At 73.2% G+C, this 25,108-nt stretch carries 23 protein-coding genes; 6 read left to right on the top strand and 17 right to left on the bottom strand.

Annotation, left to right across the window (positions count from 1 at the left end; genetic code table 11):
• The first annotated feature begins 30 nt into the window (after positions 1-30).
• A complete protein-coding gene (locus ACWDLG_RS15615; protein WP_449920254.1) occupies positions 31-642 on the top strand; it encodes an AAA family ATPase in 612 nt (203 codons plus the stop codon).
• On the opposite strand, the gene ACWDLG_RS15610 is transcribed toward ACWDLG_RS15615, so the two are convergent.
• Together ACWDLG_RS15610 and ACWDLG_RS15605 are read right to left on the bottom strand one after the other, a co-directional pair.
• Complete coding sequence (locus ACWDLG_RS15610) at positions 615-1,586, bottom strand: ion transporter (RefSeq protein WP_449920251.1); 972 nt, start codon at positions 1,584-1,586, stop codon at positions 615-617. The genes ACWDLG_RS15615 and ACWDLG_RS15610 overlap by 28 nt on opposite strands.
• Before the next feature lie 90 nt (positions 1,587-1,676).
• The gene (locus ACWDLG_RS15605; protein WP_449920248.1) at positions 1,677-2,318 is read right to left on the bottom strand and encodes a hemerythrin domain-containing protein; all 642 of its coding nucleotides are present in this window, start codon (positions 2,316-2,318) and stop codon (positions 1,677-1,679) included.
• A 72-nt stretch (positions 2,319-2,390) separates the two neighbouring features.
• Between ACWDLG_RS15605 and ACWDLG_RS15600 the strand changes: the two genes are divergently transcribed.
• Positions 2,391-3,212: a MarR family winged helix-turn-helix transcriptional regulator gene (locus ACWDLG_RS15600; RefSeq protein ID WP_449920246.1), complete on the top strand. Its 822-nt coding sequence runs from the start codon at positions 2,391-2,393 to the stop codon at positions 3,210-3,212.
• A 64-nt stretch (positions 3,213-3,276) separates the two neighbouring features.
• Here ACWDLG_RS15600 and ACWDLG_RS15595 read toward each other — a convergent pair whose 3' ends face one another.
• The 12 genes from ACWDLG_RS15595 to ACWDLG_RS15540 form a co-directional block, all read right to left on the bottom strand.
• Complete coding sequence (locus ACWDLG_RS15595; protein ID WP_449920243.1) at positions 3,277-4,197, bottom strand: hypothetical protein; 921 nt, start codon at positions 4,195-4,197, stop codon at positions 3,277-3,279.
• Entirely contained in the window at positions 4,194-4,781 is a 588-nt protein-coding gene (locus ACWDLG_RS15590; RefSeq protein WP_449920240.1) for a hypothetical protein, read from the bottom strand. The genes ACWDLG_RS15595 and ACWDLG_RS15590 overlap by 4 nt, the downstream gene beginning before the upstream one ends.
• Before the next feature lie 61 nt (positions 4,782-4,842).
• A complete protein-coding gene (locus ACWDLG_RS15585; protein WP_449920238.1) occupies positions 4,843-7,803 on the bottom strand; it encodes a hypothetical protein in 2,961 nt (986 codons plus the stop codon).
• 495 nt (positions 7,804-8,298) lie between these two features.
• Entirely contained in the window at positions 8,299-8,733 is a 435-nt protein-coding gene (locus tag ACWDLG_RS15580) for a TadE/TadG family type IV pilus assembly protein (RefSeq protein WP_449920236.1), read from the bottom strand.
• On the bottom strand, positions 8,730-9,128 hold the full coding sequence (locus ACWDLG_RS15575) for a TadE/TadG family type IV pilus assembly protein (RefSeq protein ID WP_449920234.1): 399 nt from the start codon (positions 9,126-9,128) through the stop codon (positions 8,730-8,732). Before ACWDLG_RS15575 ends, ACWDLG_RS15580 begins: the two co-directional genes overlap by 4 nt.
• Complete coding sequence (locus ACWDLG_RS15570; protein ID WP_449920231.1) at positions 9,125-9,517, bottom strand: TadE/TadG family type IV pilus assembly protein; 393 nt, start codon at positions 9,515-9,517, stop codon at positions 9,125-9,127. The genes ACWDLG_RS15575 and ACWDLG_RS15570 overlap by 4 nt, the downstream gene beginning before the upstream one ends.
• 128 nt (positions 9,518-9,645) lie before the next feature.
• Positions 9,646-9,876, bottom strand: a complete 231-nt coding sequence (locus ACWDLG_RS15565) for a hypothetical protein (RefSeq protein WP_449920228.1) — start codon at positions 9,874-9,876, stop codon at positions 9,646-9,648.
• Positions 9,876-10,796 carry a type II secretion system F family protein gene (locus ACWDLG_RS15560; RefSeq protein WP_449920226.1) on the bottom strand — a complete coding sequence of 307 codons (921 nt, stop codon included), beginning with the start codon at positions 10,794-10,796 and terminating at the stop codon, positions 9,876-9,878. Before ACWDLG_RS15560 ends, ACWDLG_RS15565 begins: the two co-directional genes overlap by 1 nt.
• On the bottom strand, positions 10,789-11,841 hold the full coding sequence (locus tag ACWDLG_RS15555; RefSeq protein ID WP_449920224.1) for a type II secretion system F family protein: 1,053 nt from the start codon (positions 11,839-11,841) through the stop codon (positions 10,789-10,791). The genes ACWDLG_RS15560 and ACWDLG_RS15555 overlap by 8 nt, the downstream gene beginning before the upstream one ends.
• Positions 11,841-13,139 (bottom strand): CpaF family protein, encoded by a 1,299-nt coding sequence (locus tag ACWDLG_RS15550; RefSeq protein ID WP_449920222.1) that lies wholly within the window; start codon positions 13,137-13,139, stop codon positions 11,841-11,843. The genes ACWDLG_RS15555 and ACWDLG_RS15550 overlap by 1 nt, the downstream gene beginning before the upstream one ends.
• Positions 13,136-13,870: a hypothetical protein gene (locus ACWDLG_RS15545; RefSeq protein WP_449920219.1), complete on the bottom strand. Its 735-nt coding sequence runs from the start codon at positions 13,868-13,870 to the stop codon at positions 13,136-13,138. The genes ACWDLG_RS15550 and ACWDLG_RS15545 overlap by 4 nt, the downstream gene beginning before the upstream one ends.
• A 1-nt stretch (position 13,871) precedes the next feature.
• On the bottom strand, positions 13,872-14,549 hold the full coding sequence (locus ACWDLG_RS15540; protein ID WP_449920216.1) for a hypothetical protein: 678 nt from the start codon (positions 14,547-14,549) through the stop codon (positions 13,872-13,874).
• 238 nt (positions 14,550-14,787) lie between these two features.
• Here ACWDLG_RS15540 and ACWDLG_RS15535 point away from each other — a divergent pair, with 238 nt between their 5' ends.
• Together ACWDLG_RS15535 and ACWDLG_RS15530 are read left to right on the top strand one after the other, a co-directional pair.
• Positions 14,788-15,006 (top strand): hypothetical protein, encoded by a 219-nt coding sequence (locus ACWDLG_RS15535; protein WP_449920215.1) that lies wholly within the window; start codon positions 14,788-14,790, stop codon positions 15,004-15,006.
• Positions 15,007-15,120: 114 nt separating this feature from the next.
• Positions 15,121-19,587, top strand: a complete 4,467-nt coding sequence (locus ACWDLG_RS15530) for an FtsK/SpoIIIE domain-containing protein (protein WP_449920213.1) — start codon at positions 15,121-15,123, stop codon at positions 19,585-19,587.
• On the opposite strand, the gene ACWDLG_RS15525 is transcribed toward ACWDLG_RS15530, so the two are convergent.
• Together ACWDLG_RS15525 and ACWDLG_RS15520 are read right to left on the bottom strand one after the other, a co-directional pair.
• Positions 19,584-20,957, bottom strand: a complete 1,374-nt coding sequence (locus ACWDLG_RS15525; RefSeq protein WP_449920211.1) for a hypothetical protein — start codon at positions 20,955-20,957, stop codon at positions 19,584-19,586. The two genes, ACWDLG_RS15530 and ACWDLG_RS15525, sit on opposite strands and share 4 nt — an antisense overlap.
• On the bottom strand, positions 20,957-21,340 hold the full coding sequence (locus ACWDLG_RS15520) for a hypothetical protein (RefSeq protein WP_449920209.1): 384 nt from the start codon (positions 21,338-21,340) through the stop codon (positions 20,957-20,959). Before ACWDLG_RS15520 ends, ACWDLG_RS15525 begins: the two co-directional genes overlap by 1 nt.
• Before the next feature lie 88 nt (positions 21,341-21,428).
• On the opposite strand from ACWDLG_RS15520, the gene eccB reads away from it, so the two are divergent.
• Both eccB and ACWDLG_RS15510 read left to right on the top strand, forming a co-directional pair.
• Positions 21,429-22,859, top strand: coding sequence for a type VII secretion protein EccB (eccB, locus tag ACWDLG_RS15515; RefSeq protein WP_449920207.1), 1,431 nt, complete (start codon positions 21,429-21,431; stop codon positions 22,857-22,859).
• The gene (locus ACWDLG_RS15510) at positions 22,843-23,790 is read left to right on the top strand and encodes a TAXI family TRAP transporter solute-binding subunit (RefSeq protein WP_449920204.1); all 948 of its coding nucleotides are present in this window, start codon (positions 22,843-22,845) and stop codon (positions 23,788-23,790) included. Before eccB ends, ACWDLG_RS15510 begins: the two co-directional genes overlap by 17 nt.
• Here the strand turns inward: ACWDLG_RS15510 and ACWDLG_RS15505 are convergent.
• Complete coding sequence (locus ACWDLG_RS15505) at positions 23,714-25,108, bottom strand: sensor histidine kinase (protein ID WP_449920202.1); 1,395 nt, start codon at positions 25,106-25,108, stop codon at positions 23,714-23,716. The genes ACWDLG_RS15510 and ACWDLG_RS15505 overlap by 77 nt on opposite strands.

The following is a 25,108-nucleotide window of genomic DNA, read 5'->3' as shown; positions in this document are numbered from 1 at the left end:
TTACTGATCGCGCGACGTATGCTGGCGCGCATGACCGTCCCCGGGGCGATCGGCACCCTGCGCTACCCAGTCAAGTCGTTGGTGATCGTCACCGGCCTGCCGGGCGCGGGCAAGACGACCCTCCTGCGCCGCCTGTACGGCATGGACGGCACCGAGCGCGTCCCGTTCACCGCGGGGCCGGTGACGGTGATCGACTCGCAGCAGTCACGCGCCCGATGGGACGGCAGGCTGCGCTGGGCGCCCAAACCGGTGCGCACCGGTGTGGTGTTCGCCACGCACGTGTGGCGGATCAGCCGCGGCCTGCGCGTGGGCGGCCCGGTGATCGCGCACAACAGGGGCTGCGGGCCACGCGTGCTGCGGGGCTTCGCGTGGCTGGCCCGCCGCCATCGCGCGCAGCTGCACCTGCTGCTGCTCGACGCGCCCCCTGAGGTCGCTCTCGCCGGGCAGTACGCCAGGGGCAGGGTCGTGGCGGGCGCGACCTTCACCCGGCACCGCCGCCACTGGCGCGCGCTCCTCGACCGGGTGCGCGCGGGCGACCCGGACCCCGCGGCGGGCGCGCTCGTGCTCGACCGCGCGGACGCCGACCGGCTGATCGGCATCCACTTCGGCGACCATCAGGGGCTGGCGGTCTCCGGCGGCTGACGGCGCGTCTCGGAGACGGCGGCCGCCTCGGGGGATCGGCGACGCGCACCCCCTGCCGCGGCGGTCTCCGAGGGCTGACGGCGGGACTCCTGGATGGTGACCGTCTTCTGCGACTGGCGGCCCGGACCCACGGCCGAGGCGGTCTTCGGGGACCGGCGGCGCGGGCCGGTGGCGGGCTCGGGCTCCGGCCGCAGGAGCAGCTGGTCGAGTTTGGCGTGCAGGACGGCCAGTTCCTCCTTGACCGCCGCGAGCTCGACCTGGGTCCGCGTCTCCGCGGCGGACGGCTCGGTGTCGTTCATGGCGTTGACGACGACCGCGATGAACAGGTTGAGCGCGACGAAGGTCGACATCAGGATGTAGACGATGAAGAAGAGCCACGCCCACGGCTTCTCCTTCATCACCTCCTGCGCCACGTTGCCCCAGTCGTCCCCCGTCATGATCTGGAACAGCGTGAACAGCGAGCGCGGCAGCTCGTCGAAGCGCTCGGGCACGATCTCGCCGAAGAGCTTGGTCGCGATCACCGCGGCGATGTAGATCATCAGCACCAGCAGGCCGATGATGGAGGCCATCCCCGGCACCGCGGCGAGCAGGGCGCCGACCACGCGGCGCATGCTCGGCACCGCCGACACCAGGCGCAGCGCCCGCAGGATGCGCAGCGCCCTGAGCACCGAGGTGGGTCCGGAGGCGGGCACCAGCGCGACCGCCACGATCACGGTGTCGAACCAGTTCCAGGGGTCGGCGAAGAAGGACCTGCGGTAGGCGTACAGGCGCGCGGCGATCTCGACGGCGAAGATCGCCAGCGCGATCCTGTCGATCGTGTGCAGCAGCCCCCCGAACCGCTCCATCAGGAATGAACTGGTCTCGCATCCGATGGTGATCGCGTTGATCACGATCACCAGGATGACCGCTCGCTGCACGAGCGAGCTTTCGAGGACCGCACGCACGCGTTCCTGACGAAACACCGGAACCGCTCCCCCAAGGGACGAAGGACACCAATCGATGATCATCGTAGGGGTGCGGGCGAGTGCCGACGATCATCGTCTTCCGGACGGTTCCCAGATCTTCAACGCGTCGTAGGCGGCACGCCACTCGTCGCGGTAGGCGGCCCGGATGTGGTCGGGCATGCGGCCGAGGATGAGCGCGGTCCGCTCCTCGCCCGCGCTGTCCAGCACCCAGGGCAGGTAGCGGGACGCGTCGGCGCCGATCCGCCTGGAGTGCTCCTGGCCGAAGGTCCGCCACTGCTCCTCGGTGACGCTCAGGTCGATCACCGCGAGCGCCTCACGCTCCTCGTGCCGGAGGTGGCCGCCGAGCACCGTGGTCAGGCTGTCGGCGAGGTCGCCGAGCCGTTCGTGGCCCGTGTCGGGGTCGGCGATGGCCGCGTCGAAGGACTCCAGGAGGGGGTCGATGAGCGCGTGCTCGGCCTCCATGGCGGCGAGGAGGGCCAGCTCGTCGGTCCGGCCGGCGAGGGCGCGTTCCATCACCGGCCACAGCATGTCGTCCTCGGTGGTGTGGTGCACCCGCAGGTAGGTCTTGAACATCTCCCAGCCCACGGCCGCGCCGAGCAGCCGCCGCGGGTCGTCGTCCGTGCGGGCGGTGATGCGGGCGATGCGCTCCGCTTCGCGCCGGAGGGCGTCGTGCACCGTGACCATCATCGTCATGTCCAGCTTGTACGTCATGCCGGAACCGTAAAGCGACACATGCCTAACTGTCAACATTCCAACTATCAATGTGCTGATATGATGATTCTCGTGTCCACGACGCTGTCCGACCTGCTCAAACTCTCCCTCGGCAACCTGCTGCGCCAGGCGTCCGTACGGCTGGCCGGCGAGTCGCGCTCGCGCGAGTTCGTGGTGCTCGACGTCCTGGCCGACCAGGACGGCTGCTCGCAGCAGGACCTGGTGGAGCGGCTGGGCATCAACCGGACGATCATGGTGCGGCTCGTCGACGCGCTGGAGGAGGCGGGCCACGTCACCAGGACCCGCAACCTCCGCAACCGCCGCTCCAACGAGCTGCGCCTGACCGCCAAGGGCCGCGAGGCGCTGAAAGGCATGCGCGAGGCCGCGGCCGCCCACGACGCCGAGGTGACCGCCGCCCTGACGCCGGCCGAGCGCACCCGGCTGAACGAGCTGCTGACCCTGCTGCTCCCCGAGCCCGAGCAGGTCCAGAGCACCGCGTACCTGATCACCCAGGCGCACTACCGGCTGCGCCGGCTCGGCGACGCCCTGCTGGCCGACAGCGGGCTGCGGACCAGGCACTTCGGCCCCCTCGCCGGGCTCGACGAGCTCGCGCCCTGCCCCCAGCACCGGCTCGCCCGCCACCTCGGGATCACCGAACCGGCCGCGGCGGAGGTGGTCAACGAGCTGGTCGACGCGGGCCTCGTGGCGCGCGGCAGAGACCCGCACGACCGCCGCCGCTACGCGCTGGATCTCACCGACCTCGGCAGGCGGCGGCTCGCCACGGCCGGCGAGGCGCAGCAGGCGCTCCAGGCGCAGGTACGCGAGCTGCTCGGCGGCCCCGAGCCCGAGCGGGAACTGCGCGAGCTCCTCCAGAAACTGGTCAGCGACGCCTGACGGCGCACACGGTCAGCGACGCCTGACGGTGCACACGGTCAGCGACGCCTGACGGTGCACACGGTCAGCGGCGCCTGACGGTGCTCTGGACCTCGCCGACGGGGACGTCGCGACTGGCGCCCACCTCGACCGGGTCGTAGGCGAACGGCACCACGTCGTCCTCCACCTCGACGGGCCAGACCGTGGTGACCGTCAGCACGTACACCTCCCGCGGCTGGTCGACGGAGGCCCGCAGGTAGCGCACGCCGCAGGTGAACTCGCCGCCCTTCCGGTACGGCCGGCCCGACGTCCCGCAGTCCTCGCGCACTTCGGCCCGGTCCGGCGACGTGCCCGGGTCGATCTTGATGTCCTGGAGCGAAGCGGTGACGGTCGCGCTCATCACCCCAGGGATGGACGCGGTCACCGAACGCGTGCTCTCCCCCACCCCGCCGAGCCACACCCAGGTCGGCAGGTTGACGTAGCTCTTGGCGTCGGGGTTCAGCCGCACCTGCGGCTCCGGCACGGTCAGCGCGGCCCTGGCGATCTCCACCAGCTCGGCCAGCGTGATGCCGGCCGGCGGTGTGGTGCCCGGCGGCACCCACACGAACTGGTCGAGCGCGCCCCAGCAGGCCCTGCCCCGCGCGTCGGCCTCGTTGTAGGCGGGGGTCCACCAGCGGCCCGGCTGCCCGATCTTGTCCTTGAACTGCTTGAGGAAGGCCTGGAACTGCGCCTCCGTGCCGTCGGGGTGCATCCGGAACCAGTAGGCCCTGACGTCCTCCTGGGTCCTGAACATCTCCGAGGCGTCCGGCCCCGGCTCGTACCAGCAGGGGCGGTCGAGCTGGTAGCCGTCGCCCTTCCCGCCCCTGGCGCCGTTCCCGGTGATCACGATCTTGGAGTTCTCGAGGCGGACGCCGGCCGTCCGGCCGTCCTGGAAGCCGTCGCCGCGCGGACCTCCCGGGTCGAGCAGCAGGAGTCCCGCGGCGGCGGCGGAGAGGAGGCGGTTCATCGGGCGCACCCTTCGTTGCCGTGTCTGAAGTCCTTGACCCGCCAGACGCCGTCGTCGCCCCGGGCGAGGATCATGGCCTGCAGGTAGGCGGCGCGCGTCCAGGCGGGCTGGGTCGGTACGGCGACGCCGCCCCTGCCCGTCAGCAGCCGCAGGCGCGTCTCGTCCACGCAGGCGGCGACCTCGGCGCCGCCGTCCATGACGGCCGTCACGTTCATCGCGTAGATCCGCGCGGTGCCGCGCACCGACCGTCCGGCGAAGCTCTCCACCCAGTCGAGCGCCGCGCGGCCGCCAGGGTCCGCCACCCTCGCCAGGTAGGCGTCGTCGCCGGTGAGAACCGCCTTCCACATGCCGGCGTAGATGTCGGTGAACGCCGTCAGCAGCGCGGCCTGCCGCGGGTCGGCGGTGGCGGGCCGTTCCACCAGCACCTTCGTCCTCGGCCCCACCGGGATCGTCACGGTCGAGGGGACGGCGGCGTCCGTCGCGGGGGCGACCGCCTGGCGCGGCGCGAAGGGCCGGTCGCCGCCGGAGGCCGCGCAACCGGCCCCGAGCAGGGCGGCGACCACCGGTGCGATCAGCCCACGCATGCGGATCACGCTAGGTCTCCCCGCCGTCCGGGAGCCAATGAGGTGCGGGTTTCGGTATGGGTCATGCCGACGACTCCCTGACCACGTGGATCCGCCATGACGGAAGCAGGTCGTCGATGAGCGCCTCGGTCTCGGGCGCCATGCCGCCGCCGTACGGGTGCGAGGCGGCCCGGCGCGTCAGGCCCTCGACGACGGCGCGCAGCCGTACCGGGTCGGCCGTGGCGTGCGTGGCGCGCAACAGGTCACGCCAGAGGCCCTCGTCGTCGGCGGCGAGCAGCAGTCCCGCCCGCACCGCCGCCACCGCCGCGTCCGCGTCGCCGTGGGCCAGCCTGACCTCGCACAGCCGGTGGGCGGCGTCGGCGACGGCCGCCGCCACGTCGTACTCCAGCTCGTCGGCGGCCAGCCACGCGTACCTGCCGGCCGGCCTGCCCGCCAGCAGCGGCCCCCTGACCAGCCCGAGCGCCCTCTCCAGCAGGACGGCGCGCGCGGTCGGGTCGTCGTGCGAGCGCCTGACCAGCTCGCGGAAGAGCATCCAGTCGGTACGCACCTCCGGGCCGAGCCTGAGACGGCCCGCCGCGTCGGTGTGCAGGTGCTCCTCGCCGAGCCAGTGCGCAACCCGCGCGATCGTGGCGTCGCGGACCAGCGCCTGCACGCCGCGCGGCCACAGCACGCCGCCGAGCACGACGGGATGGACCCCGCCCGGGTGCGTGGCCAGGTAGACCAGCAGCTCGGTGGCCAGCTCCATCCGCCCCTCCTCCATCGCCTCCGGGCCGATGACCTCGACCGGGCCGAGCAGCCTGATCTCGACGGCGGGCGGGTGCAGGTCCTCCAGCGGTTCGGGGTCCGGCATCGCCTCGCCCTCGTGGCGCCCGGCGGTGTCGAACAGGTCCAGCAGCGCGTGGTAGTGGCGGCGGGGCAGCAGCTGCGCCGTCACCTCCAGGCCCAGCTCGGGGACGCGGGCGCGGCCGTCCTCGGTGATCTCCATGGTCCAGGTGGCGTGCGGCACCTCCCCCGTGACCACGAAGCCCGCCGTGTCCTTCCTGGCGAGCAACGCCAGGCGGCGGGCCTCCTCCTGGGTGGGCGCGACGGTGCTGAGCAGGTAGTGGGCCAGATGCGAGCGGCCGTTGACCCGCCCGGTCAGCACCTCCTGGCGCGGCGCTGCCGACCTCTCCAGCTCCGGAAGGACCTCCGACAGGCTTCCCACGGACCTGACCCGGCCAGGGGCGATCGCGGTCAGCTCCTCGCCGAAGCCGACCAGCGTGACCCGCATCTCGTCCGACCACCTGTTGGTGGCCAGCTCGACCGCCAGGGCGGCCAGGGCGGCGGTGGTGTGCGGGCCGCGGATGTTGATCAGCCCGTGGGCGGCCTCCAGGTCGACGAGGACGCGGCCGCCGCCGTCCGTGCCCAGCGAGACCAGCCCCGGGTACGGCGCGCCGCCGTGCTGCTCCTCCAGCAGCCTGCCCGCGTGGGCGGCCAGCCGCCAGACCTGCCCGCCGTCCTGCGCCTCCCACGGCTCGGGGGCGTCCTGGCCGGCCGGATGGATCCACAGGTCGAGGGTCCTGGCGGACAGGTGCGCGGCGTAGACGGTGGGCGGGACACGGTCCTGGGCGGCCAGCTCGGCGCCGAGCAGGCGCAGGCCGATGTCCAGCATGCGGGCGCCGGGGGCGTCGGCGCCGAGGCGGAGCGCCACCTCGGCCTTGGCGGCGTCGTCGCGGGGGCGGGCGATGCGGTGGCCGAAGGCGCGATGCCAGAGCTGGCGGCGCCGCCTGCCGCCGAGGATCACCAGCAGACCGGCGGCGGCCAGTGACGCGCCCGCGAGGTAGTCGACGAGGTCCAGCCCGGGATTCAGGTCGGCGCGATCGGACCGGTTGGCCTCGTTCGCTCGCGCGGCCTCGTCAGCCCGCTTCGCCGCCTCCGCCTGGTTGGCCGCCTCCGCCTGCTTGGCCTCGTTCGCCCGCTCGGCCTCCTTCGCGTGCTCGGCGTTGGCCGCCCGCTTCGCCTCCTCGGCGCGCTTGGCCTCCTCCGCCTGCTTTGCCTCCCTCGCCTGCTCGGCCGCCTCCGCGCGCTTGGCGTCCTCTGCCTCTGCCTGCTTGGCGTCCTCTGCTTGCTTGGCCTCGGCCCGCTTGGTGGCCTCTGCCTGCTTGGCCGCCTCGGCCCGTTTGGCGTCCTCTGCTTGCTTGGTGGCCTCGGCCCGCTTGGTGGCCTCGGGTTTCGGCTGCTGGGTCCGTGAGTCCTGGCGGCCGGGTCCGGCCTTCTCCCCCACCGTGGCCGGCGTCTCGCGGGGCGGGCCGGGGTGCTCCTCCAGCGTCCGCTCCCTCGACTGCCCGGCGGGCACGATGTGCACGTTGACCGCGTCGTCCGGCATGTCCAGCACCCAGCCCGGCCTGATCAGGTCCGCCATCCGCAGGCGGGACCCGTCGGGCTGCTCCTTGTGCTGGTTCAGCTGGAAGATCTCCGGATATCGCCGCCCGTCGCCCAGGCACTTCTCCGCGATCTCCCACAGGCTCTCGTGGTGCCTGCCGTGCGGCGGCTGCACGGTGTAGACCTTCTTGGCCTTGTAGGCGACCGTCTCCGCCTCGGGCACCGGGGCCGCGTACGCCACCGCGGTCATCGCGGGCCGCGCGACCGGTGCGCCCAGCCCGGACACCGGCACGACCACCGCCCCCGCCGTGAACAGCAGCAGCACCGCCGACACCAGCCTGTTGGCCAGCGCCTGCGTCGCCCCCGACAGCGGCACGCGCGCCGGCATGCCGACCCGGCGCACCCCGCCGTAGACCTCGACGACCACGCACACGAACAGCTGGAACCAGGCCAGCCACACCAGCAGCACCATCAGCGCGACGACCGTGCCGGGCCCGACCTGGCTGGTCAGGAGGTCGAGGTCGAGCAGTTCTGGCGAGATCGGCGGGCCCGCCAGCGTCAGCAGCGCGTACGGCACGCCGCCCACGAGCGTGACCAGCACCACGAGCGCGCCGAGCCCCGCGACGATGTCACCGGGCGTCCGTTTCGACGGGATGCGCACGGGAGCGGGCCTCGGCCGCTGACCGGCCCCCCTCGACCGGTCAGCCGGCCGCCCAACACCACCCGAAGGACGCCCGACACCACCCGAAGGACGCATGGCACCACCCGGAGGACGCATGGCACCAGCCAGGGGACGCCCCGCACCACCCGGGGGACCCTCCGAACCGCGCACCGGCCGGCCGGGATCGCCGGCCGGTCTCGTCTGCCGCCCCAACCCATCCGCCGATCCCGCCGGCCGGCCGGGGGCGTCCCCCGATCCCACTGGCGGCCCGAGGTCTTCCGCGGGTCCCAAGGAACGTCCGAGGTCGTCGGTCGGTCGCACCGGCCGCTCCGCTGGTTTCGCGGGACCGGGCGCGGCAGAGGCCGTACCGTCTTCGGGGTGTGCGGGACCGTCCGCGCGCGCGGGTTCTCGCGTCGGCATGGCCTCTCCCTCCTTCACATCCAGCGTCGTCACCCGCCGCGGGCCGGGCCGGCGGGTGACGTGGTTGGGTCTGGTTCAGCGGGCGTCGGGCGCGGCGGTGGCCTGCCCCTCCATCTGCGCGCCTGGGAAGCCCAGCGCTCCGAGGAAGTACGCCGTCCACCGCACCCGTACCGCGACCGTCACCTGCGTCTGCGCGTCGGTGACCGTGCAGGCGGCGGGCCGTACATCGGAGGAGGCGGCCGAGGAGGCGGCGGCGGAGTAGGCCTCGACCACCTCCGCGGCACGGGCGCACACCTCGTCCTGGCCCAGCAGGCGGGCCTGGCCGGTCTGGCGCAGGTGCTCCACGTCGATCCGGTCCGCGCCCGCCCTGGCCGCCTGCTCGGCCACGTCGGCGGCGCGCAGCCTGGCGTTGATCGCCGCGCCGCCGTCCACGAGCAGGCCCGCCAGCAGGAAGACCACCACCGAGAACAGCACGGTGAACACCGACATCGACCCGCGCTCGCCGCTCACTCGACCCTCCTGAACTGCTCCAGGGGGACGACCGAAGTGCCGGTCATCCGTTTGCCGGCCCCGAAGCCCAGGAACTCCAGGTCCAGCTCGCAGGTGACGGCGGCCTGCACATGGCCGCCCTCCTCCCACCGGGTTCCCGACAGCGAGACCCGCGGGGCGTCGCACTCGCCTTCCAGCGCCGACCGGGCGCTGTCCGTGGCGGCGGCCTCGGCGGCATCGAGCGTGCGCTGGACGGAGGCGGCCCGCGCGGCGTCCATGGCCGCGCCGTTCACCTCGCCCTGCGCCTCGACCAGCCGTCCCGCGCCCGCCAGGAACAGCAGGAACAACAGGAAGACCGGGGCCAGCAGCACGGTCTCCACGGCCATCGAGCCGCTGTCGGCGTTCGTCGTGCTCAACGGCAGTCCTCGCCTCCGTTGTCGGGGCGGAAGCACTCCACCGGGCCACCCGACGTCGCCGTGATCGTGAACGACAGGTCGGGGAGCAGCGGGATCACCTGGACGGCGCTGCCCGTCACCGTCACCCACCGTTCGTCGGTCCCCCTCGGTACGGCCGACGCGGCGGCGCCGCCGAGGATGCGAGGACCGATGGCGCGCGCGACGTCCTCGGCTCTGGCGACGGCCTCGTCCTGCCAGCCCGTCGAGTCGAACGGGGCCGACCTGGCGACCCTCGCCCCCTCCCGCGCGGCGGCGTCGGCCACCTGCCGTCCGTGGAACCAGAGCGCGACCTGCACGATGAGCAGGACCACGGCGAGCACGACCGGCATGACGAGCGCCAGCTCGACCACCGTGGCCCCTCGTTCCCGCCGCCCCACGCCTCCGGGGTTCACGCGTCGCCGCCGGACCTGCCACCGCCCCGCGCCACCGGGGCGCACTCGCCGGCGCCGGACCCGCCGCCGCCTCGCGCCACCAGGGTTCACTCGTCGCCGCCGGACCCGCCGCCGCCGCCGAAGCTGTTCTGGAGGTCGGACTGCTTCTGCTCCACCAGCGTCTTGATGAGCGTCGCGAGCCCGAGCGCCACTCCCGCGATGATCGCGGTGATGATCACCCACTCGACGGCGGACGCCCCGCGGGTGGGGGCGGTGCGGGCGCGGTGCAGGCGAACCCCGAGGTAGGCCGTCAGGTAAACGATCCAGGGATGGTTCATCAGGACCCCAACATCTTCATCGCGGCGGGAAAACTGAGAAAGATCACGAACCCGGCGCACAGCAGGAGCTGGGCGACGAGCATGGACTGGGACCGCTCGCCCGCCCGCCCCTCGATCTCGGCGAGCTCGCGGCGGCGCAGGGTGGCGGCGCGGGCGGTCAGGGAGGCGCGCACCTTCGCGCCGTCGTCGGCGACCAGCCCGAGCGCCGCCGACAGGTCGCGCAGCTCGTCGACGTTGATCTCCTCGCCGAGCTGGCCGAGCGCCTGCCACGGGGTGATGCCGACGATCCGCGCGCCGCTGAGCGCCTCCCTGATGCGGGACATCGCCCAGTTCGGCGACTCGCCGCTGACCGAGACGGCCATCATGAGCGCCTCGGGGACGCCGCGCCCGCCGGCCAGGTTCATGGCGACCAGGTCGAGGAACGCGCCGACGACGTGGCGGAAGTCGCGCCGCTTGGCCGCGGCGTCGCGTCTGATCTGCAGGTCGGGCAGCAGGAAGAAGACCAGCGACACCGCCAGCGCCGCCCAGAACGGGACGGTCAGCGAGACGCCCCACTCCATCAGCGTCAGCCACCCGACGAGCACGGGGAAGGCGAGCAGCCCCGAGGCGGCCAGCAGCGCCTTGGTGGCCAGGAAACCCTCGAACGAGCGTCCGACGAGCGCGAGGTCGGCCTTGATCGAGCGGACCTCCCAGCCCCGCGTGGCGTAGAACCGGGCCAGCCGTACCCCGAGGCCGCGCCGGAACGCGCTGACCTCCTCCTCGGGCAGGATCAGCGGGAGCCGCGGGGCGTCGGCGTCCTGCCTGGCGGCGTCGAGGGCCATCAGGCGGGCGACGAGCCCGGGGCGGGCCGGGAAGATCGCCCGCGTCAGGAGGAAGACCCCGAGCCCGAGGGCCCCTCCGGCCAGCACGCCCTCAACCATCCAGGCCTCCTCTCAGGTACGGCGAGCCGCCCGGACCGCCCAAGCCACCCAAGCCGACGGGACCGCCCGGACCGGGACCGACACCGCCCGAGCCGGAACCGACCGGGCCGACCGGACCGGGACCGACCGGACCGGCCGAGCCGACCCCCGAGTCGCCTGCGGCGCCTGAGGCGTCCGAGGCGCTCGGCGGGCGGTGCGCGGCGGGCTTGGGCGGGTCGAGGGCGAGCAGGCGGGTCGGCTTGTCGAAGCGGGCCAGCCGCCGCATCCACGCGAACCCCGCCCCGAACAGCCCCGCCACCACGACGAGAACCGCCTGGCCCAGCCACGAGCGGTACTCGGCCACGTAGGACGGGTTGAACACCACCAGCGCCGCCGCGAACCCGAGCGCGGTGAGCACGACGATCTGCACGGACCTGCGGGTGGAGCGGCGCTCCGCCTCGACCCGGCGGCGCATGTCCAGCTCCTCCCTGGCCGAGACCGCCAGCGCCCCCAGCACGTCGCGCAGGCCGGGCCCGCGCAGCCTGGCGTTGAGGATGAGCGCCGCGACGACCAGGTCGGCGGAGGGGTCGTCGAGCTCGTCGGCGAACAGCCGCAGGGCCTGCGGCAGCGCCATCCTCGTGTGCAGCCGGTCGACCATGGCCCGCAGGTGGGGCCGCAGCATCGGCGCGGCGGCCCGGATCGAGGAGGGGATGGCCTGCTCCAGTCCGGCGGCGCCGGCGATCGTGTCGCGCAGTGACTCGGTCCAGGCTGCCAGGCCCTCCAGGCGCACCATGGCGGCCCGTTCGGAGGCCGCGCCGCCGGACAGGCCGCGCCAGGCGAAGACGAGCAGCGCGGCGCCCACCGCCATCACCGGCCACTGGGTGACGGCCAGGATCACCGTGGCGAGGACCGCGGCCACCGCCGTACGCGTGGACAGCGTGCGGAGCAGCCCGCGCGAGGCCGGCCGGGGGCGGGGGCGGACGCCGTGGATGGAGAGGACCAGCAGGAAGAGGCCGCCGCCGGCGCCGGCGCCGGCGAACATGGCCAGGGGGTCGAGGCCGATCATCACCATGCTCCCGGGACGTAGCCGTGGGGGGTGAGCTCGTCGAGGCAGGAGACGGGCGCGTGCGGTACGGCGGAGCCGTCCGGCCCTGCCGCGAAGATCTCGCTGGACAGGACGCGCCCGTCGACGCCGTTCACCTCCCTGACGCTGGAGACGAAGCGCCGCAGCGTGCCGCCGGAGGCGTAGTCGTTGCGCTTCTCGATGAAGACGACGAAGTCGATCGCGCCGGCGATGAGCATGTGGGTGGCGTCGACCGGGAGCCGTTCGGCGGCCTGGAGCGCGTAGGTGGCGATGCGGTTGAAGACCTCCATGCTGGAGTTGGCGTGGATGGTCGACAGGGAGCCGTCGTTGCCCTGCGTCATGGCGTTGAGCATGGTGACGATCTCGTCGCCGAGCACCTCGCCGACGATCACGCGGGACGGGTTCATCCGCAGCGACCTGCGCACCAGCTCGGCCATGGTGATCTCGCCCTGGCCCTCGGCGTTGGGCAGGCGCTGCTCGCAGGCGACGACGTTGGGGTGCAGGTCGGGGAACTGGTCGAGGCCGAGCTCCAGCGCGCGTTCGACGGTGATCAGCCGCTCGGCGGCGGGGATCTCGTTGGCCAGGGCCCGCAGGAGCGTCGTCTTGCCCGCGTTGGTGGACCCGGCGATCATGATGTTCTTCCTGGCGGCGACCGCGGCGGTGAGGAAGCGCGCCAGGGCGGGGCTCAGCGTGCCGTTGCCCACCAGGTCGGACAGGAAGACCTTGCCGAGCCTGGCGCGCCGGATCGACACGGCTGGCCTGACCGTCACGTCCATGACGGCCGAGAGCCGCGATCCGTCGGGCAGGCGCAGGTCGAGCTGCGGGTTGGCGGTGTCGAACGGCCGGCTGGACAGCCCGGAGTAGGCGGCCAGGATCTGGATGAGCTCGATCAGCTCCTCGTCGGACTCGGCGACGGGCTCGTGGGTGAGCTCCTGGCCGTCGGCGTAGCCGACGAAGACGCGGTCGCAGCCGTTGATGTCGATGTTCTCGACGTCGGGGTCGTCGAGCAGCGGCTGGAGGCGGCCGACGCCGAACAGCGCGGCGTGGATCCCGGCCGCCAGCGCCTCCTCCTCCTCCAGCGTCGGAGGGGTACGGCCGGAGCCGATCTCGCCGCGCGCGAACTCCTCCAGCACCTGGGAGATCAGCGCCCTGGCGAACTGCCGCTCGTCCTCGCCGGTCATCGCGGGCATGCCGTTGGCCTGGTCGAGGCGGCGCTGGTGGGCCAGCCGGTCGCCGACCTCCTGGCGGAAGCGCTTCACCAGCGCGTGGTCGAGCGTCATGGCACCCTCACCTGGGCGGACAGGCGTCCGGCGAGCTCGCGGGCCGTACGGATGAGCAGGGAGCGGTCGAGCCTGCCGCCCCACTGGCCGCGCAGCAGTTCGGCCCCCTTGGGGTCGTGCGCGAGCCCCGCCACGAACGCCGCCTGGCCGCCGACGATCCTGCGCACCTCGTCGACGGAGGCGCGGTAGCTGCGCGGGTCGGCGATGACGACCACCCCGACCTGTGGCCCTCTGGGCCGGACGGCGAGGCGTTCGCGCAGGTGGGCGACGTGGTCGAGGCTGGCCCTGGTGAACAGCACGAGGAGTTCGGCCTCGGCGATCAGCTCGTCCATTTGCGGGTGGCCGCCGAGCCTGCCGCAGTCGGCCAGCACGTCCGCGTACGGCAGGCCGGCCAGCGCGCGGCCGAGCGGCCCCCACATCCAGGTGAGCCCCGCCGCCTGCTCGCCGTGGGTCAGCCCGGCCAGGACGTCGAGCCCGCCGATGATCTTCTGCGTGTGCTCGTGGATCTGCCCTGGTTCGAGCCCGCGCCTGGCGGTCGCGCCGAGGGTGAGCAGGCCCCTGCCGGGGTTGAGCATGCCGCCGTCGGCGGCGGGCAGCCGGTAGGCGAGGTCGCCGCCGGCCAGGTCGCACTCGGCCAGCAGGACGGCGCGCGGCCAGACGGCGCCGAGCGCGGTCGCCGCGGTGGTGACGCCCGGCGCGCCCTTGTCGGCGGCCAGCACGATCAGCGCCACGTCAGCGCGCTCCCGGCAGCTCGGCCACCGCGATCTCGCCGCTGGAGGCGTAGGCGGCGATCTGCGGCGACACGGTGGCGTCGACGATCACCGTGACCAGTCCGGCCGATCCTGACCTGGTGGGCGCGCCCACGATGTGGACCAGGGCATTGGGGGCCAGCACCCTGCCCTGCGCGGTCGCCGACCTGCCGGGCACGTGGATGACCTGCACGCGGTCGCCCTCCTTCAGCCCGGCGGGCGCCTGTCCCGGCTTGAGCGCGAGCCCCACCTTCGCCTTGCCGGGGCCGAGCTCCTGGCTGGCGGTGACGGTCATCTCGTCGGTGAGGAGGGTGCCGGGCAGGAGGGTCACGCTCGCGTAGGTCTCGATCACCGCGAACCGCCGCGACCACGCCACATAATCGATGCCCGTATCGGCTATCTGCACTTCTTCCAGCGCGTTCGGGGAGATCTTCTGACCCGCGCCGATCTGTTGCACGACTCTGATCGCGGAAATGCGGTCGCCGCTGCGCATCACCAGCAGGGTGGTGGCCAGCGCGCCACCGAGAATGAGGAGGACGGCGAGCGCGGCGAGCGCGGGTTTCCGCTCGCGGGGCGGCACGGGGAGCTTGCGTGACGTGCTGCTGGAGAGCGCGCCTGCGGGTCCCGCCGCGTTGGCGGCGGGTTTTTCGCTGGTCCTCATAGGTGGGGGGCTCCCATGATGAATTTGCGGAATTCAGGCCATTATGTGCATCTACCGGCCTGGCGCGGGGCCCGAATGCGAGGACTAATGCTCGTTTCGCAGGTGGGAGGCTGTCAACCAGACCCGTTCATTAAAGTCACTTGAATTGCCCCGTTATTCAGTGATAGCAACCACATTGGTCACAGAATTCACGCGCCCGTCACCCTGAACCTGTTCAAACTGTGCGATGCTGGGCGACATGAGCAGGATGGGTGGGTTCTTCACCCGGCTCCGCCGGCGTTGGGTGGCGCGGGTCGCCGGCGCTCCAGCGACCTCGCGGGTGGTCGGGCGGCTGCACCGCGCGGCGTCGAACCTGGTCGAGGTGACGGCCGAGGTGAACGCGTACGCCGGGCTGCTGGAGGAGAAGGCCGAGGAGCTGAAGGACCGCACGCGGGCGCACCGGCGCCCCCCTTCCTGACCCGGGGCGCGGGGTCGGGTCCCGCGAGGATTCATGCCGATGTCGTCGTCCGGGCGGCGGGTACGGCAGGCGCGCGTTAGCGTGGCCGCCGGTCCGATCCCGAGGAGACGGCACATGCGGATCATGCTCACCGTGCTCGACGAGCGCGGCGACCGTGACGTCGTGATCGAGGGCACCGCGGCCACGACGGTCGCCCAGGTGGCCGAGGCGCTGGCCGAGCCGCCCGGCGAGCCGCTGGCCAAGGTGGTCCGCCTGCCCAGGAGCCGCGCGCCGTACGGACTCGGCGAACCGCCCCGCATCCCCCGGCAGCGTGACGCGCCGCGCGTGGCGGCCCCTCCGGTGAGCGACACCGGTCTCGGGTTCGGGGGGCCGACGGTGTGGCGCGACGGCCGGCCCGCCGACCCGAGGGCGCCCGCCCGAGCGGTCCTGCGTGACGGCGACACGATCACCCTCGACCCCCGCCTGGCCGGCCTGACCGTGGTGGCCGAGCCCGGCGGGGTGGCCGAGGTCAGGGTCGTCGGCGGCCCCGACGCGGGCGCCGTCCACCGCCTGGGCCTGGGCGTGCACGTCATCGGCGCCGACCTCACGTGCGCGATGGCCGTACGGGATCCGGCGCTGGCCGCCGAGGCCGCGGTCGTGAGGATCACCCCCGCCGAGATCACCGTCGAGCCACCGCCACGCCCGCCCGCCGAGCCGCCCAGGAAGAAGGCGAAAGGCAGGTACGCCGAGGAGCTCGACGAGCTGGCGCTGCGGGATACCCCGCCGGCGGGCGAGCCCCCCGGCATCCTGCTGGACGGCGAGCCCGTCACGGCCGCCGTCGAATGGCCCGAGCACGCCTTCCTCACCGCCGGCTCCTCGATCTTCACGCTGACCGCGATCGAGCCCGCCGACGCGCACCTGGCGCCGCACCCCGACGGCGGCCTGTCCTACAACCGCCCGCCACGGCTGAAGCGGCCCGACACGGCGCGCGGGTTCGAGGTGCCGCGGGAGCCAGGGCGCGTGGAGACGATGCGGCTGCAGCTGCTGGCCGCGTTCCTGCCCGCGGTGCTGGGCGTGACGATGATGCTGGTCACCGGCCAGTGGTACTACCTGCTCATCGCGCTCATGACACCGCTCATCATGGTCGGTCAGTGGTGGAGCGAGCGGCGCCACGGGCGCAGGCAGCACAAGCGCTCCGTCAGGCGGTACCGCGAGGAGCTGGCCCTCTTCCAGGAGGAGGTCGAGCTGGCCCGCAGGAACGACCAGCGGGCCAGGAGGGCGGCGGCCCCCGACCCGGCCGAGGTGCTGTTGACGGCGACCGGGCCGCGCGGGCGGCTGTGGGAGCGCAGGATCCACGACGCCGACGCGCTCCGGCTGCGCGTCGGGCTCGCCGACCTGCCGGCCGAGCTGGACTTCGACGTGCCGTACCCCGTTCCGGTGTGCGAGAAGGTGCCGGTGGCGCTGCCGATGCGCAGGCTCGGGGTCGCGGGCGTCACGGGGCCGCGCGAGGAGGCCGCCGGCCTGGTGGCCTGGCTGGTCGCCCAGGCGGCGGCGCTGCACAGCCCGCGCGACCTGGCGATCGTGGTGCTCTCGGCGAGCACCGACGCGCGGGAGCGGTGGGGCTGGGTCCGCTGGCTGCCGCACTGCGCGCCGCACCGTGGCGAGGACTGCGTGGCGCTGGTCGGCGCCGACCCCGAGTCGGCGGGCAGGCGGGTGGCGGAGCTGACCGCGCTGGTCGACGAACGGCTCAGCACCTCGATCCCCGAGTTCGGGAAGGTCCCGACCGGCTGGGACGACCTGGGCGGCCCCGAGGCGGCCGACCGGCGGCCCGCCTACGACGAACGGCCCTACGACGTGCTGGTCGTGCTCGACGGCGCGCAGGTGCTGCGCGGCCTGCCCGGCATGCCGCAGGTGCTGCGGCAGGGCCCGCGCGCCGGCGTGTACACCCTGGCCGTCGACGACGAGCAGCGGCTGCTGCCCGAGGAGTGCGAGACCGTCGCCACGTGCGGCCCCGACGGCCTGGTACGGCTGCGCGGCGGCGGCCTCGACGCTCTCGGCGCCGCGCTCGCCGACCGGGTGCCGCCGTCGTGGTGCGAGCGCCTGGCCAGGGCGCTGTCGCCGCTTCGCGACGTCTCCCGCGACGACCCGTCGGGCAGCCTGCCCGAGGCCGTGCGCCTGCTCGACCTGCTCGACCCGCCGGTCCAGTGGTCCGCGCCGACCACGCGGGCGGTGCTCGGCGTCGGACCCGAGGGCCCGTTCACCGTCGACCTCGCCGCCGACGGCCCCCACGCCCTGGTCGCCGGCACGACGGGCGCGGGCAAGTCGGAGCTGCTGCAGACCCTCATCTGCGCGCTGGCCGCGCGCAACCGGCCCGACCAGCTGTCGTTCGTGCTGATCGACTACAAGGGCGGGGCGGCGTTCAAGGACTGCGCCAGGCTCCCGCACACTGTCGGCATGGTCAGCGACCTCGACGGCCACCTCACCCAGCGCGCCCTCACCTCGCTGGCCGCCGAGCTCAGGCGCAGGGAGCGGCTGCTGCTGGAGGCGGGCGTCAAGGACATCGACGACCACGACGGCACGCTGCCGCGCCTGGTGCTGATCATCGACGAGTTCGCGGCGCTGGTCGCCGAGCTGCCCGACTTCGTTGCGGGGCTGGTCGACATCGCGCGCAGGGGGCGGTCGCTCGGCGTCCACCTGATCCTGGCCACGCAGCGGCCGGCCGGTGTGGTGACGGCCGAGATCCAGGCCAACACCTCGCTGCGGATCGCGCTCAGGGTGACCGAGGCGGCCGAGTCGGCCGACGTGATCGGCCTTCCCGACGCCGCGCACATCTCCAAGGCGACGCCGGGCCGGTGCTACGTCAGGTCGGGCGCGGGGGCGGCGGTCGCCGTCCAGGCGGCGCGGGTGGGCGGCCGGGCGCCCGGCGACGCGCAGGCGCGGCTGCGGGCGGTCGAGCTGGGCTGGCACGCGCTGGGAAGGGCGCTGCCGCCGCCGCCCGAACCCCTCGAGGGGCCGGCGATCAGCGACCTGGCGATCCTGGCCGACACGATCGCGGTGGCGGCGGAGCGGGCCGGCGTGCCCGAGCAGCCGAGCCCGTGGCTGCCGCCGCTGCCCGAGCAGGTGGTCCTCGATCGGCCGGAGGGGCTGGCCTTCGGGGTGAGCGACCTGCCGTGGGCGCAGGCGCGGCGGCCGCTGCGGCTCGACCTCGAGCGGGGCGGGCACCTGCTGATCGCGGGCGCCGCGCGCAGCGGCCGGTCCACCGCGCTGCGCACGATCGCGGGCGCCATCGCCGCCGGGTACTCCCCCGCCGACGTGCACGTCCACGCCGTCGACTGCGGGTCCGGCGCGCTGCTGCCGCTGGTCGCGCTGCCGCACTGCGGCGCGGTCGTGACGCGCGACCAGCTCGACCGGGTCGAACGGCTGCTCGCCGGGTTGCGCGAGGAGATCGGCCGCAGGCAGCAACTGCTGGCCGAGGCGGGTCACGCCTCGCTGGCCGAGTACCGGGCGGCGGGCCACCGGCTGCCGTGGCTGGTGCTGATGCTCGACAGGTGGGAGGGATACGTCGCCGCGTTCGAGGGCTACGACTACGGCAGGCTCACCGAGGGGCTGTTGCAGCTGCTCAGGGAGGGGCCGGCGGTGGGGCTGCGAGCGGTGGTGACGGGCGACCGTTCGGCGCTGCTCGGCCAGGTGTCGACGGTCTTCGACGAGCGGCTGGTCCTCCGCCTGGCCGATCCGGCCGACTACGGCCTGGCCGGGCTGCCGGTGAAGGACCTGCCCGCCGCGATGCCGCAGGGCCGCGCGCTGTCCGTGCGGGAGCAGGGCGTCGTGGAGAGCCAGATCGCGCTGCTCGACCCCGACCCGTCAGGTCCCGCGCAGGTCGCCGCGCTGCAGAAGCTGGCCCGCGCCCGCGAGCCCGAGGGCGAGCCGCCGCTGCGCGTCGACGCGCTGCCGATGCGCGTGACCGCGAGCCAGGCCCTGGAGCTCGGCCCCGCGCCGAAGGGTCCGCTGTGGGCCCTGCTCGGGGTGGGCGGCGACGCGCTCGCCCCGGTCGGCGTGGACCTGCTGGCGCACGGCCCCGGCGCGGTGATCGCCGGCCCGCCCCGGTCGGGGCGCTCCTCCTCGCTGCTGACCGCGGCCCGGTCGCTGGTCGCCACCGGCACGCCCGTCGCCGCCGTCTGTCCCCGCCGCAGCCCGCTGCGCGGTCTGGAGGGCGCGCTGGCCGTCCTCGACGGCGACGCCGCCGGGCTGGGCGAGCTGCTGTCCGGCCGTGACCGGTACGTCCTGGTCGTCGACGACGCCGAGCTGGTCAACCCCGACTCGCCCCTGGGACAGCTCCTGGAGGAGACGCTCAGAACCGGCAGGGACGGCGAGCACGGCCTGATCATCGCGGGCGCGACGGCCGACCTGGCGACCGCCTACCGCGGCTTCGTCGCCGAGACCCGCAAGTCGCGCACGGGACTGCTGCTGTCGGTGCAGAGCCCCGCCGACGGCGACCTGTTCACCGTACGGCTGCCGCGCGGCGCGGTCGGCGGGCCGCCGGGACGGGGGCTGCTGGTGACGCTCGGCACCGTCACCCCCGTCCAGGCGGCGCTGCCCGGCTAGACCTGTTGCTGGCTCGGGTTGGGGTTCTGGTGGCCCAGGGTGTGGTTGGTGACGCCGTCGGCGGCGCCGCCCCACACGTCCTCATCCTCGAGCAGCCAGGTCGAGTGGTCGCTCTGCTGCGCCTGCTGGCCGTGCGGCGCTCCGCCGCCCAGCGGCATCGGCATGCCCGTGCCGAGGCCGTTGGCGCCGCGCGCGCTCGCCGGGGCGACCGAGCCGTAGCCGCCCGATCCCGCTCCCGATCCCGTGCCGGTGCCCGTTCCCGTGCCGGTGCCGGTGTTCGAGCCGGTACCAGTGTTCGTGCCGGTGTTCGTCCCGGTGTTCGTGCCGGTGTTCGTGGGCAGCCCGGTGCGGGCGTCGATCTGCTGGTTGTTCGACGGGTTGTCGAAGTTGGGCCGCTGGAAGTCGGCCAGTTCGGTGGTGCGCGCGTCGGGAGTGTTCATACCTGCTGTGGGGTCGTGGGGCAGCTTCACGGGGTTGACTCCGCTTCCGCCTGGAGGAGCAGTGGACGAGCCGTCGCCCGATCCGGGGTAGTCGGGGTACTTCGGGTCGTTGCCGCCGGACCCGTTGCCACCAGACCCGTTGCCACCGGACCCGTTCCCGCCTGAGCCGTTGCCGCCGGACCCGTTCCCGCCGGACCCGTTGCCGTCAGGGAAGGTGTAGTCCGGCCACTTGCCCGTGGAGTCGCCGTTCCCTGGCTTGTAGCCACCGGTGTTCGGGTCGTAGCCCGTGTTGGCGAAGTTGGGCGTCGGAACGGTGGGGTTCGGGATCTTGGGGGGCGTGATCTGGGGAGGCGGTACGTTCTGCTGCGTGATGTCCGGCAGGTCTTCGCGCACCGACTCCGGGAGCAGGTCGTGAATGGTCTGGAGTTCTTTCTGGAAGTTCTTGAGATGCTCCTTGGCGGCGCCGTTGTCGGAGGTGAACCACATGCCGCCGTCGCCCTTGGTGTTGACCCAGAGGTCCGGGATGCCGTGCGTCCATGAGGGCCCCTCGGCCCAGGAGTAATCCCCGCCGTAATCGCGGTAGGCGGGAATCACGGTCTTGCCGAGCGATTCGAGCTGACGACCTATCACATTGCAGGAGCCCGTCAGGTTTTTCGTGGTGACGTAGATCGCGCGCAGGGACTGCTGCGCGTCGACGGACGACTTCTCGCCCCAGATCTTCGCCATCGCGAAGGCGGCGTCCTCGATCGTCTTCATGAGCTGCGCCAGCATGGTGCCGGCGCTGAGGTACGCGGCCCCGGCCTTCTCGATGGCGCGCGCGTCCAGGCCCTCGATGATGCTCTTGACCTTTTCCACCGCCTGGTCGCCGTGGACTTCGAAGTCAGCGCCCTTGACCTTGACGGGGTATTCCTTCGGCGTGACATCCACCATCAGACGCTCTGCCTCCCCTTGTTCAGATCATCGACGTCCACGAGGAGGCCGCCCCCGTCGTTGATCTTCTGGATCGCGGCTCGCAACTTGTAGTTGATGGACTCGTAGATATGGCTGACATAGGTATAGGCATTGGTGGTCGCGTCGAAGAAGTCATCGCCCGCCGGCCAGCCCCCCATGACGACCGGCTTCATGAGCAGGGCACGACGCTTGAGGTCGGGCAGCGAGCCGACCTCCAGTCCTTCGAGGCGTTCCAGCGCACCGGCCAGATCCTTGAGGATGTTGACAAGCTGCTCTTTCGACGTCAGGTCGATCTCGCCGGGCTTCGGGTCCAGACCGGGCCACCTGTCCTCGACGCTTACCGTTTCTCTTGGCTCTGCCATGTGCCCACCTCCGTCATCGTGATCTCGACTGTAGTGGAACCTGACCAAGTCATGTGGAACTTGGACATAGCCTCCTATGCTGGCCTTCATGCAGACCCGAAAGGATCTCTACCAGGCCCACCGGCTGATGATGCAGCGGATGGGCATGGCCCTCCTGCAGGCCGAACCGGACGTCCCCGAGTCGCCGATGCGCAGGCAGAACGTGGCGATGTTCTGCGGCGTGCTCATCGGGGTGCTGGTCGTCGCCGGGTTCGGGATCTGGGGTCTGATCAAGCCGGGCCACGCCACCAACCTCACCGACCCGGGGCAGTTGCTCGTCGAGGAGGACAGCGGCGCCACGTTCGTCTACAGCCAGCAGCAGGGCAGGTTGCTGCCCGTCGCCAACTACGTCTCCGCGCGGCTGCTGCTCGACAGCACGGACGTCCAGGTGCGCAGCGTGAAGGCCGCCTCGCTGGCGACGTTCGAGCGCGGCCCGATGGTCGGCATCCCGGGCCTGCCCGACTCCCTGCCGGCCAAGGACAAGCTGGTCAAGGGGCCGTGGTCGGCCTGTGTCATGGACAACCCCACGCTGTCGAGCGACCGCAAGCAGTTCGTGTCGCTGCTGGGCGGCATCCCGGTGGGCGGAAGGCCGGTCGGGTCGGACGCCATGGTGGTGGCGGAGGCCCGGCGCACCGGCCGGCCGACCGCATACGTGATCTTCAACGACCAGAAGATGCGGGTGGGGCCCGAGGGCCTGCAGGCGCTGGGCGCGAGCGCCACCCGGAAGGTGCCGGCCTCCTGGCTGAACGCCATCCCCGACGGCCCCGACTTCCGCGCGCCGGCCGTCGACGGCCTGGGCAGGCGGACGAAGGGCCCGGACGGGCGCACCGCGAGGATCGGCCAGATCTTCACCACGTCCGGCGTCGCGGGCAGCCCCGACCGGTGGTTCGTCCTGCTGTCCGACGGCCTGGCGCCCATCAGCCAGACCCAGGCGAGCCTGTTCCTCCAGGACACCAGGATCAAGGCGGCCTACCCCGGCGGCAGGGCCGTCGAGCGCGAGATCGACGCGGCCACCGCCAACAGCAGGCTGTCGGCGACGAAGAACTGGACGAGCAACGGCCTGCCGCAAACCCTCCCCAAGGTCGTCACGGTGCCGGGCACGTCGCCGCTGTGCGCGGTCTACTCCGACACCGCCAAGGGCTCGGTCAAGGCCAAGCTGACGATCGGCAGCACCATCACCATCAAGCCGCCCGCGGTGACGGGCAGCGAGCAGTACTTCGACCAGGTGATCCTCCCTGCGGGCGGAGCCGCGCTGGCCGGGCTGCTGCCGGGAGAGAACCAGCAGGCCGCGATCAACACCTACGAGCTCATCACCGACCAGGGCCGCAAGTTCCCGCTGCAGTCGGGCGACCTGGTGGGCAAGCTCGGCTACGACGCCGCCGACGTGACCCCGGTGCCGACCCATCTGCTCCACGCCATCCCGCCCGGCCCGACGCTCGATCCGGCCAAGGCGCTGAACCCCGTTGCGGTCGGGCAGTAGCCGCAGGGCGGTGCTGGCCGCCCTGCTCGCGGCCCCGCTCGGCGCGCCGGCCGGCTGCGCGGGCGGGCACGGGACGACGCCGCTGGTGATCGCCACGGGCCAGCGCGGCGGCGTGTACTTCGACTACGGCGAGGGCCTGGCCTCGGCGATCGCCGCGGAGGGCTCCGGCCTGCGGCCGAAGGTGATCGCCACGGGCGCGTCGCTGGACAACCTCAGGCTCGTGTCCGCCGGCCAGGCCGACGTGGCCTTCACGCTGGCCGACTCGGCCGCGCTCGCCGTCGCCGGCGAGCCGCCGTTCGAGGCGCCGCAGCCGGTGCGCGCGCTGGCCAGGCTGTACGACAACTACCTCCATCTGGTGGTGCGTACGGGCTCGGGCATCGTGGCGCTCGCCGGCCTGCGCGGACGGCGGGTCTCGTGCGGCGCCGCCGGCTCGGGCACCGAGATCATCGCCAGGCGGCTGCTGTCCCTCGCCAGGGTCAGGCCACGCGCGGTCGACCGGCTCGACCTGGCATCGTCGGCCGCGGCGCTGGCGTCGGGGTCGATCGACGCCTTCTTCTTCTCCGGCGGGCTGCCCACCCAGACGATCAGCCAGCTGGCCGCGCGCCGGCTGGTCCGCCTGGTGGACCTGCGCGACCACGCCGAGCCGATGCGGCGCAGGCACGGCGAGTTCTACAGCCCGCGCACCATCCCCGCCTCCACGTACGGCCTGCCCGCCTGCGGCTCGATCGGCGTGCCCGACTACCTGGTCGTCCGGCGGGGCATGGCCGAGGACCTCGCCTACGACCTGACGCGCCTGCTGTTCAGCGACAGGGACGCGCTCGAGCGGGCACACCCGGAGGCGCGCAGGCTCAACGTCAGGTCCGCTTTCGCCACCCATCCCGTGCCGCTGCATCAGGGCGCGATCCGCTACTACCGGGAAAGCAGATCCTGACCTCCAGGCCCGTGGGCTCGCGGGCCTGGAGTTCGACGCAGCCGCCCGAGGCACCGGCCAGCACGTTGACGATCGACAGGCCGAGGCCCGTGCCGTCCACGTTCTGGTGCCTGGCCGAGCGCCAGAACCGCTCCGTGGCCCGCGCGAGCTCCTCCTCCGGCAGTCCGGGCCCGTCGTCCATCACGCGGATCACGGCCTGTCCCGCCACCCGCTCCAGGTGGACGGTGACCGTGCGGGCGCCGAACTTGAGCGCGTTGTCGATCAACGCGTCGAGGATCTGGTCCAGCGCCTCGGGCAGCGCGAGGACCGGCGCGTCCAGCCCGCCCGTACGGCGCAGCACCGCGCCCTGGCCCTGCCATGCCGCCACACGCCCGTCCACGACCTCCTCCGCGTCGACCTCGACCTGCCCGGGGCCGTCGTGGCGCTCCGCCGTGGCCAGCGCCAGCAGCCCCTCCAGGATGCGGGTGAGGCGCTCGGTCTCCTCCACCGTGAGCGCGTGCTCGCGCAGCCCGCTCTCGTTCAGGTGGTCGGCCAGGTTCTCCACGCGCAGCCGCAGCACGCCCAGCGGGGTGCGCAGCTGGTGGCTGGCGTCCGAGACGAAGGCCTGCTGGCGTTCGAGCAGGTCCGTGACGGTGTCGGCCATGCGGTTGAACGAGCGTGCCAGGCGCCGCAGCTCCGGTGGTCCGTCCATCCTGGCGACCCTGGCGGTCAGCCGTCCGTGGATGATGTCGTGGGTGACGGCGTCGAGCTCGAGCACCGGGCGGAGCGTCCATCGGGCCAGCCGTCTGGCCGCCAGCCAGGTCAGCGCCAGGGCGAGCAGGTAGCCGGCGAACAGGACCACCCAGGTACCGGCGATCCGCGCGCGCAGCGTGCCGGTGGGCGCGATCGTCACCGCGGCGCCGACCACCTCGCCCTCCTGGATCACCGGAACCGCGACGACGAGGTCGGCGGCCTGCCACGGCCAGATCGTCTCGGGGGGCCGCTGGTCGGCCGACAGGGCCCGCTCGACGGGCCTGCGCGCCGCGCCGAGCGACAGCGTCGGCGGGGCCACCGCGACGATCTTGCCCTCCGCGTCGAGGACGGCGGCGCCGATGCCGAACAGCTCGTGGTAGCGGATCAGCTCGGCCCGTAGCCCCACGTTCTTGGCCGGGCCGAGCGCCGGGTCGGCCTGCGAGGCGAAGCGCTGGGTGTCGCCCTGCTGCTCGATGAACGACTCGTGCGTCTCGCGCACGGCCAGGTTGACCGCCAGCGGCACCATGAGGACGGCCAGCGACAGCGCCAGCAGCGACATGTAGCTGATCAGCAGGCGGCGGCGCAT

The organism is Nonomuraea sp. NPDC003727, from assembly GCF_053586935.1.
The sequence above is the reverse complement of the archived record's forward strand: the minus strand, read 5'-3'. Positions and strand labels throughout refer to the sequence as shown.

Coding starts and splice junctions, on each gene's coding strand:
- ACWDLG_RS15615 (WP_449920254.1), top strand. CDS start 31: ATGACCGTCCCCGGGGCGATCGGCACCCTGCGCTACCCAGTCAAGTCG.
- ACWDLG_RS15590 (WP_449920240.1), bottom strand. CDS start 4,781: ATGCGTGGGCTGATCGCACCGGTGGTCGCCGCCCTGCTCGGGGCCGGT.
- ACWDLG_RS15540 (WP_449920216.1), bottom strand. CDS start 14,549: ATGAGGACCAGCGAAAAACCCGCCGCCAACGCGGCGGGACCCGCAGGC.
- ACWDLG_RS15605 (WP_449920248.1), bottom strand. CDS start 2,318: ATGACGTACAAGCTGGACATGACGATGATGGTCACGGTGCACGACGCC.
- ACWDLG_RS15560 (WP_449920226.1), bottom strand. CDS start 10,796: ATGGTTGAGGGCGTGCTGGCCGGAGGGGCCCTCGGGCTCGGGGTCTTC.
- ACWDLG_RS15595 (WP_449920243.1), bottom strand. CDS start 4,197: ATGAACCGCCTCCTCTCCGCCGCCGCCGCGGGACTCCTGCTGCTCGAC.
- ACWDLG_RS15525 (WP_449920211.1), bottom strand. CDS start 20,957: ATGGTGGATGTCACGCCGAAGGAATACCCCGTCAAGGTCAAGGGCGCT.
- ACWDLG_RS15555 (WP_449920224.1), bottom strand. CDS start 11,841: ATGATCGGCCTCGACCCCCTGGCCATGTTCGCCGGCGCCGGCGCCGGC.
- ACWDLG_RS15530 (WP_449920213.1), top strand. CDS start 15,121: ATGCGGATCATGCTCACCGTGCTCGACGAGCGCGGCGACCGTGACGTC.
- eccB (WP_449920207.1), top strand. CDS start 21,429: ATGCAGACCCGAAAGGATCTCTACCAGGCCCACCGGCTGATGATGCAG.
- ACWDLG_RS15505 (WP_449920202.1), bottom strand. CDS start 25,108: ATGCGCCGCCGCCTGCTGATCAGCTACATGTCGCTGCTGGCGCTGTCG.
- ACWDLG_RS15550 (WP_449920222.1), bottom strand. CDS start 13,139: ATGACGCTCGACCACGCGCTGGTGAAGCGCTTCCGCCAGGAGGTCGGC.
- ACWDLG_RS15565 (WP_449920228.1), bottom strand. CDS start 9,876: ATGAACCATCCCTGGATCGTTTACCTGACGGCCTACCTCGGGGTTCGC.
- ACWDLG_RS15535 (WP_449920215.1), top strand. CDS start 14,788: ATGAGCAGGATGGGTGGGTTCTTCACCCGGCTCCGCCGGCGTTGGGTG.
- ACWDLG_RS15520 (WP_449920209.1), bottom strand. CDS start 21,340: ATGGCAGAGCCAAGAGAAACGGTAAGCGTCGAGGACAGGTGGCCCGGT.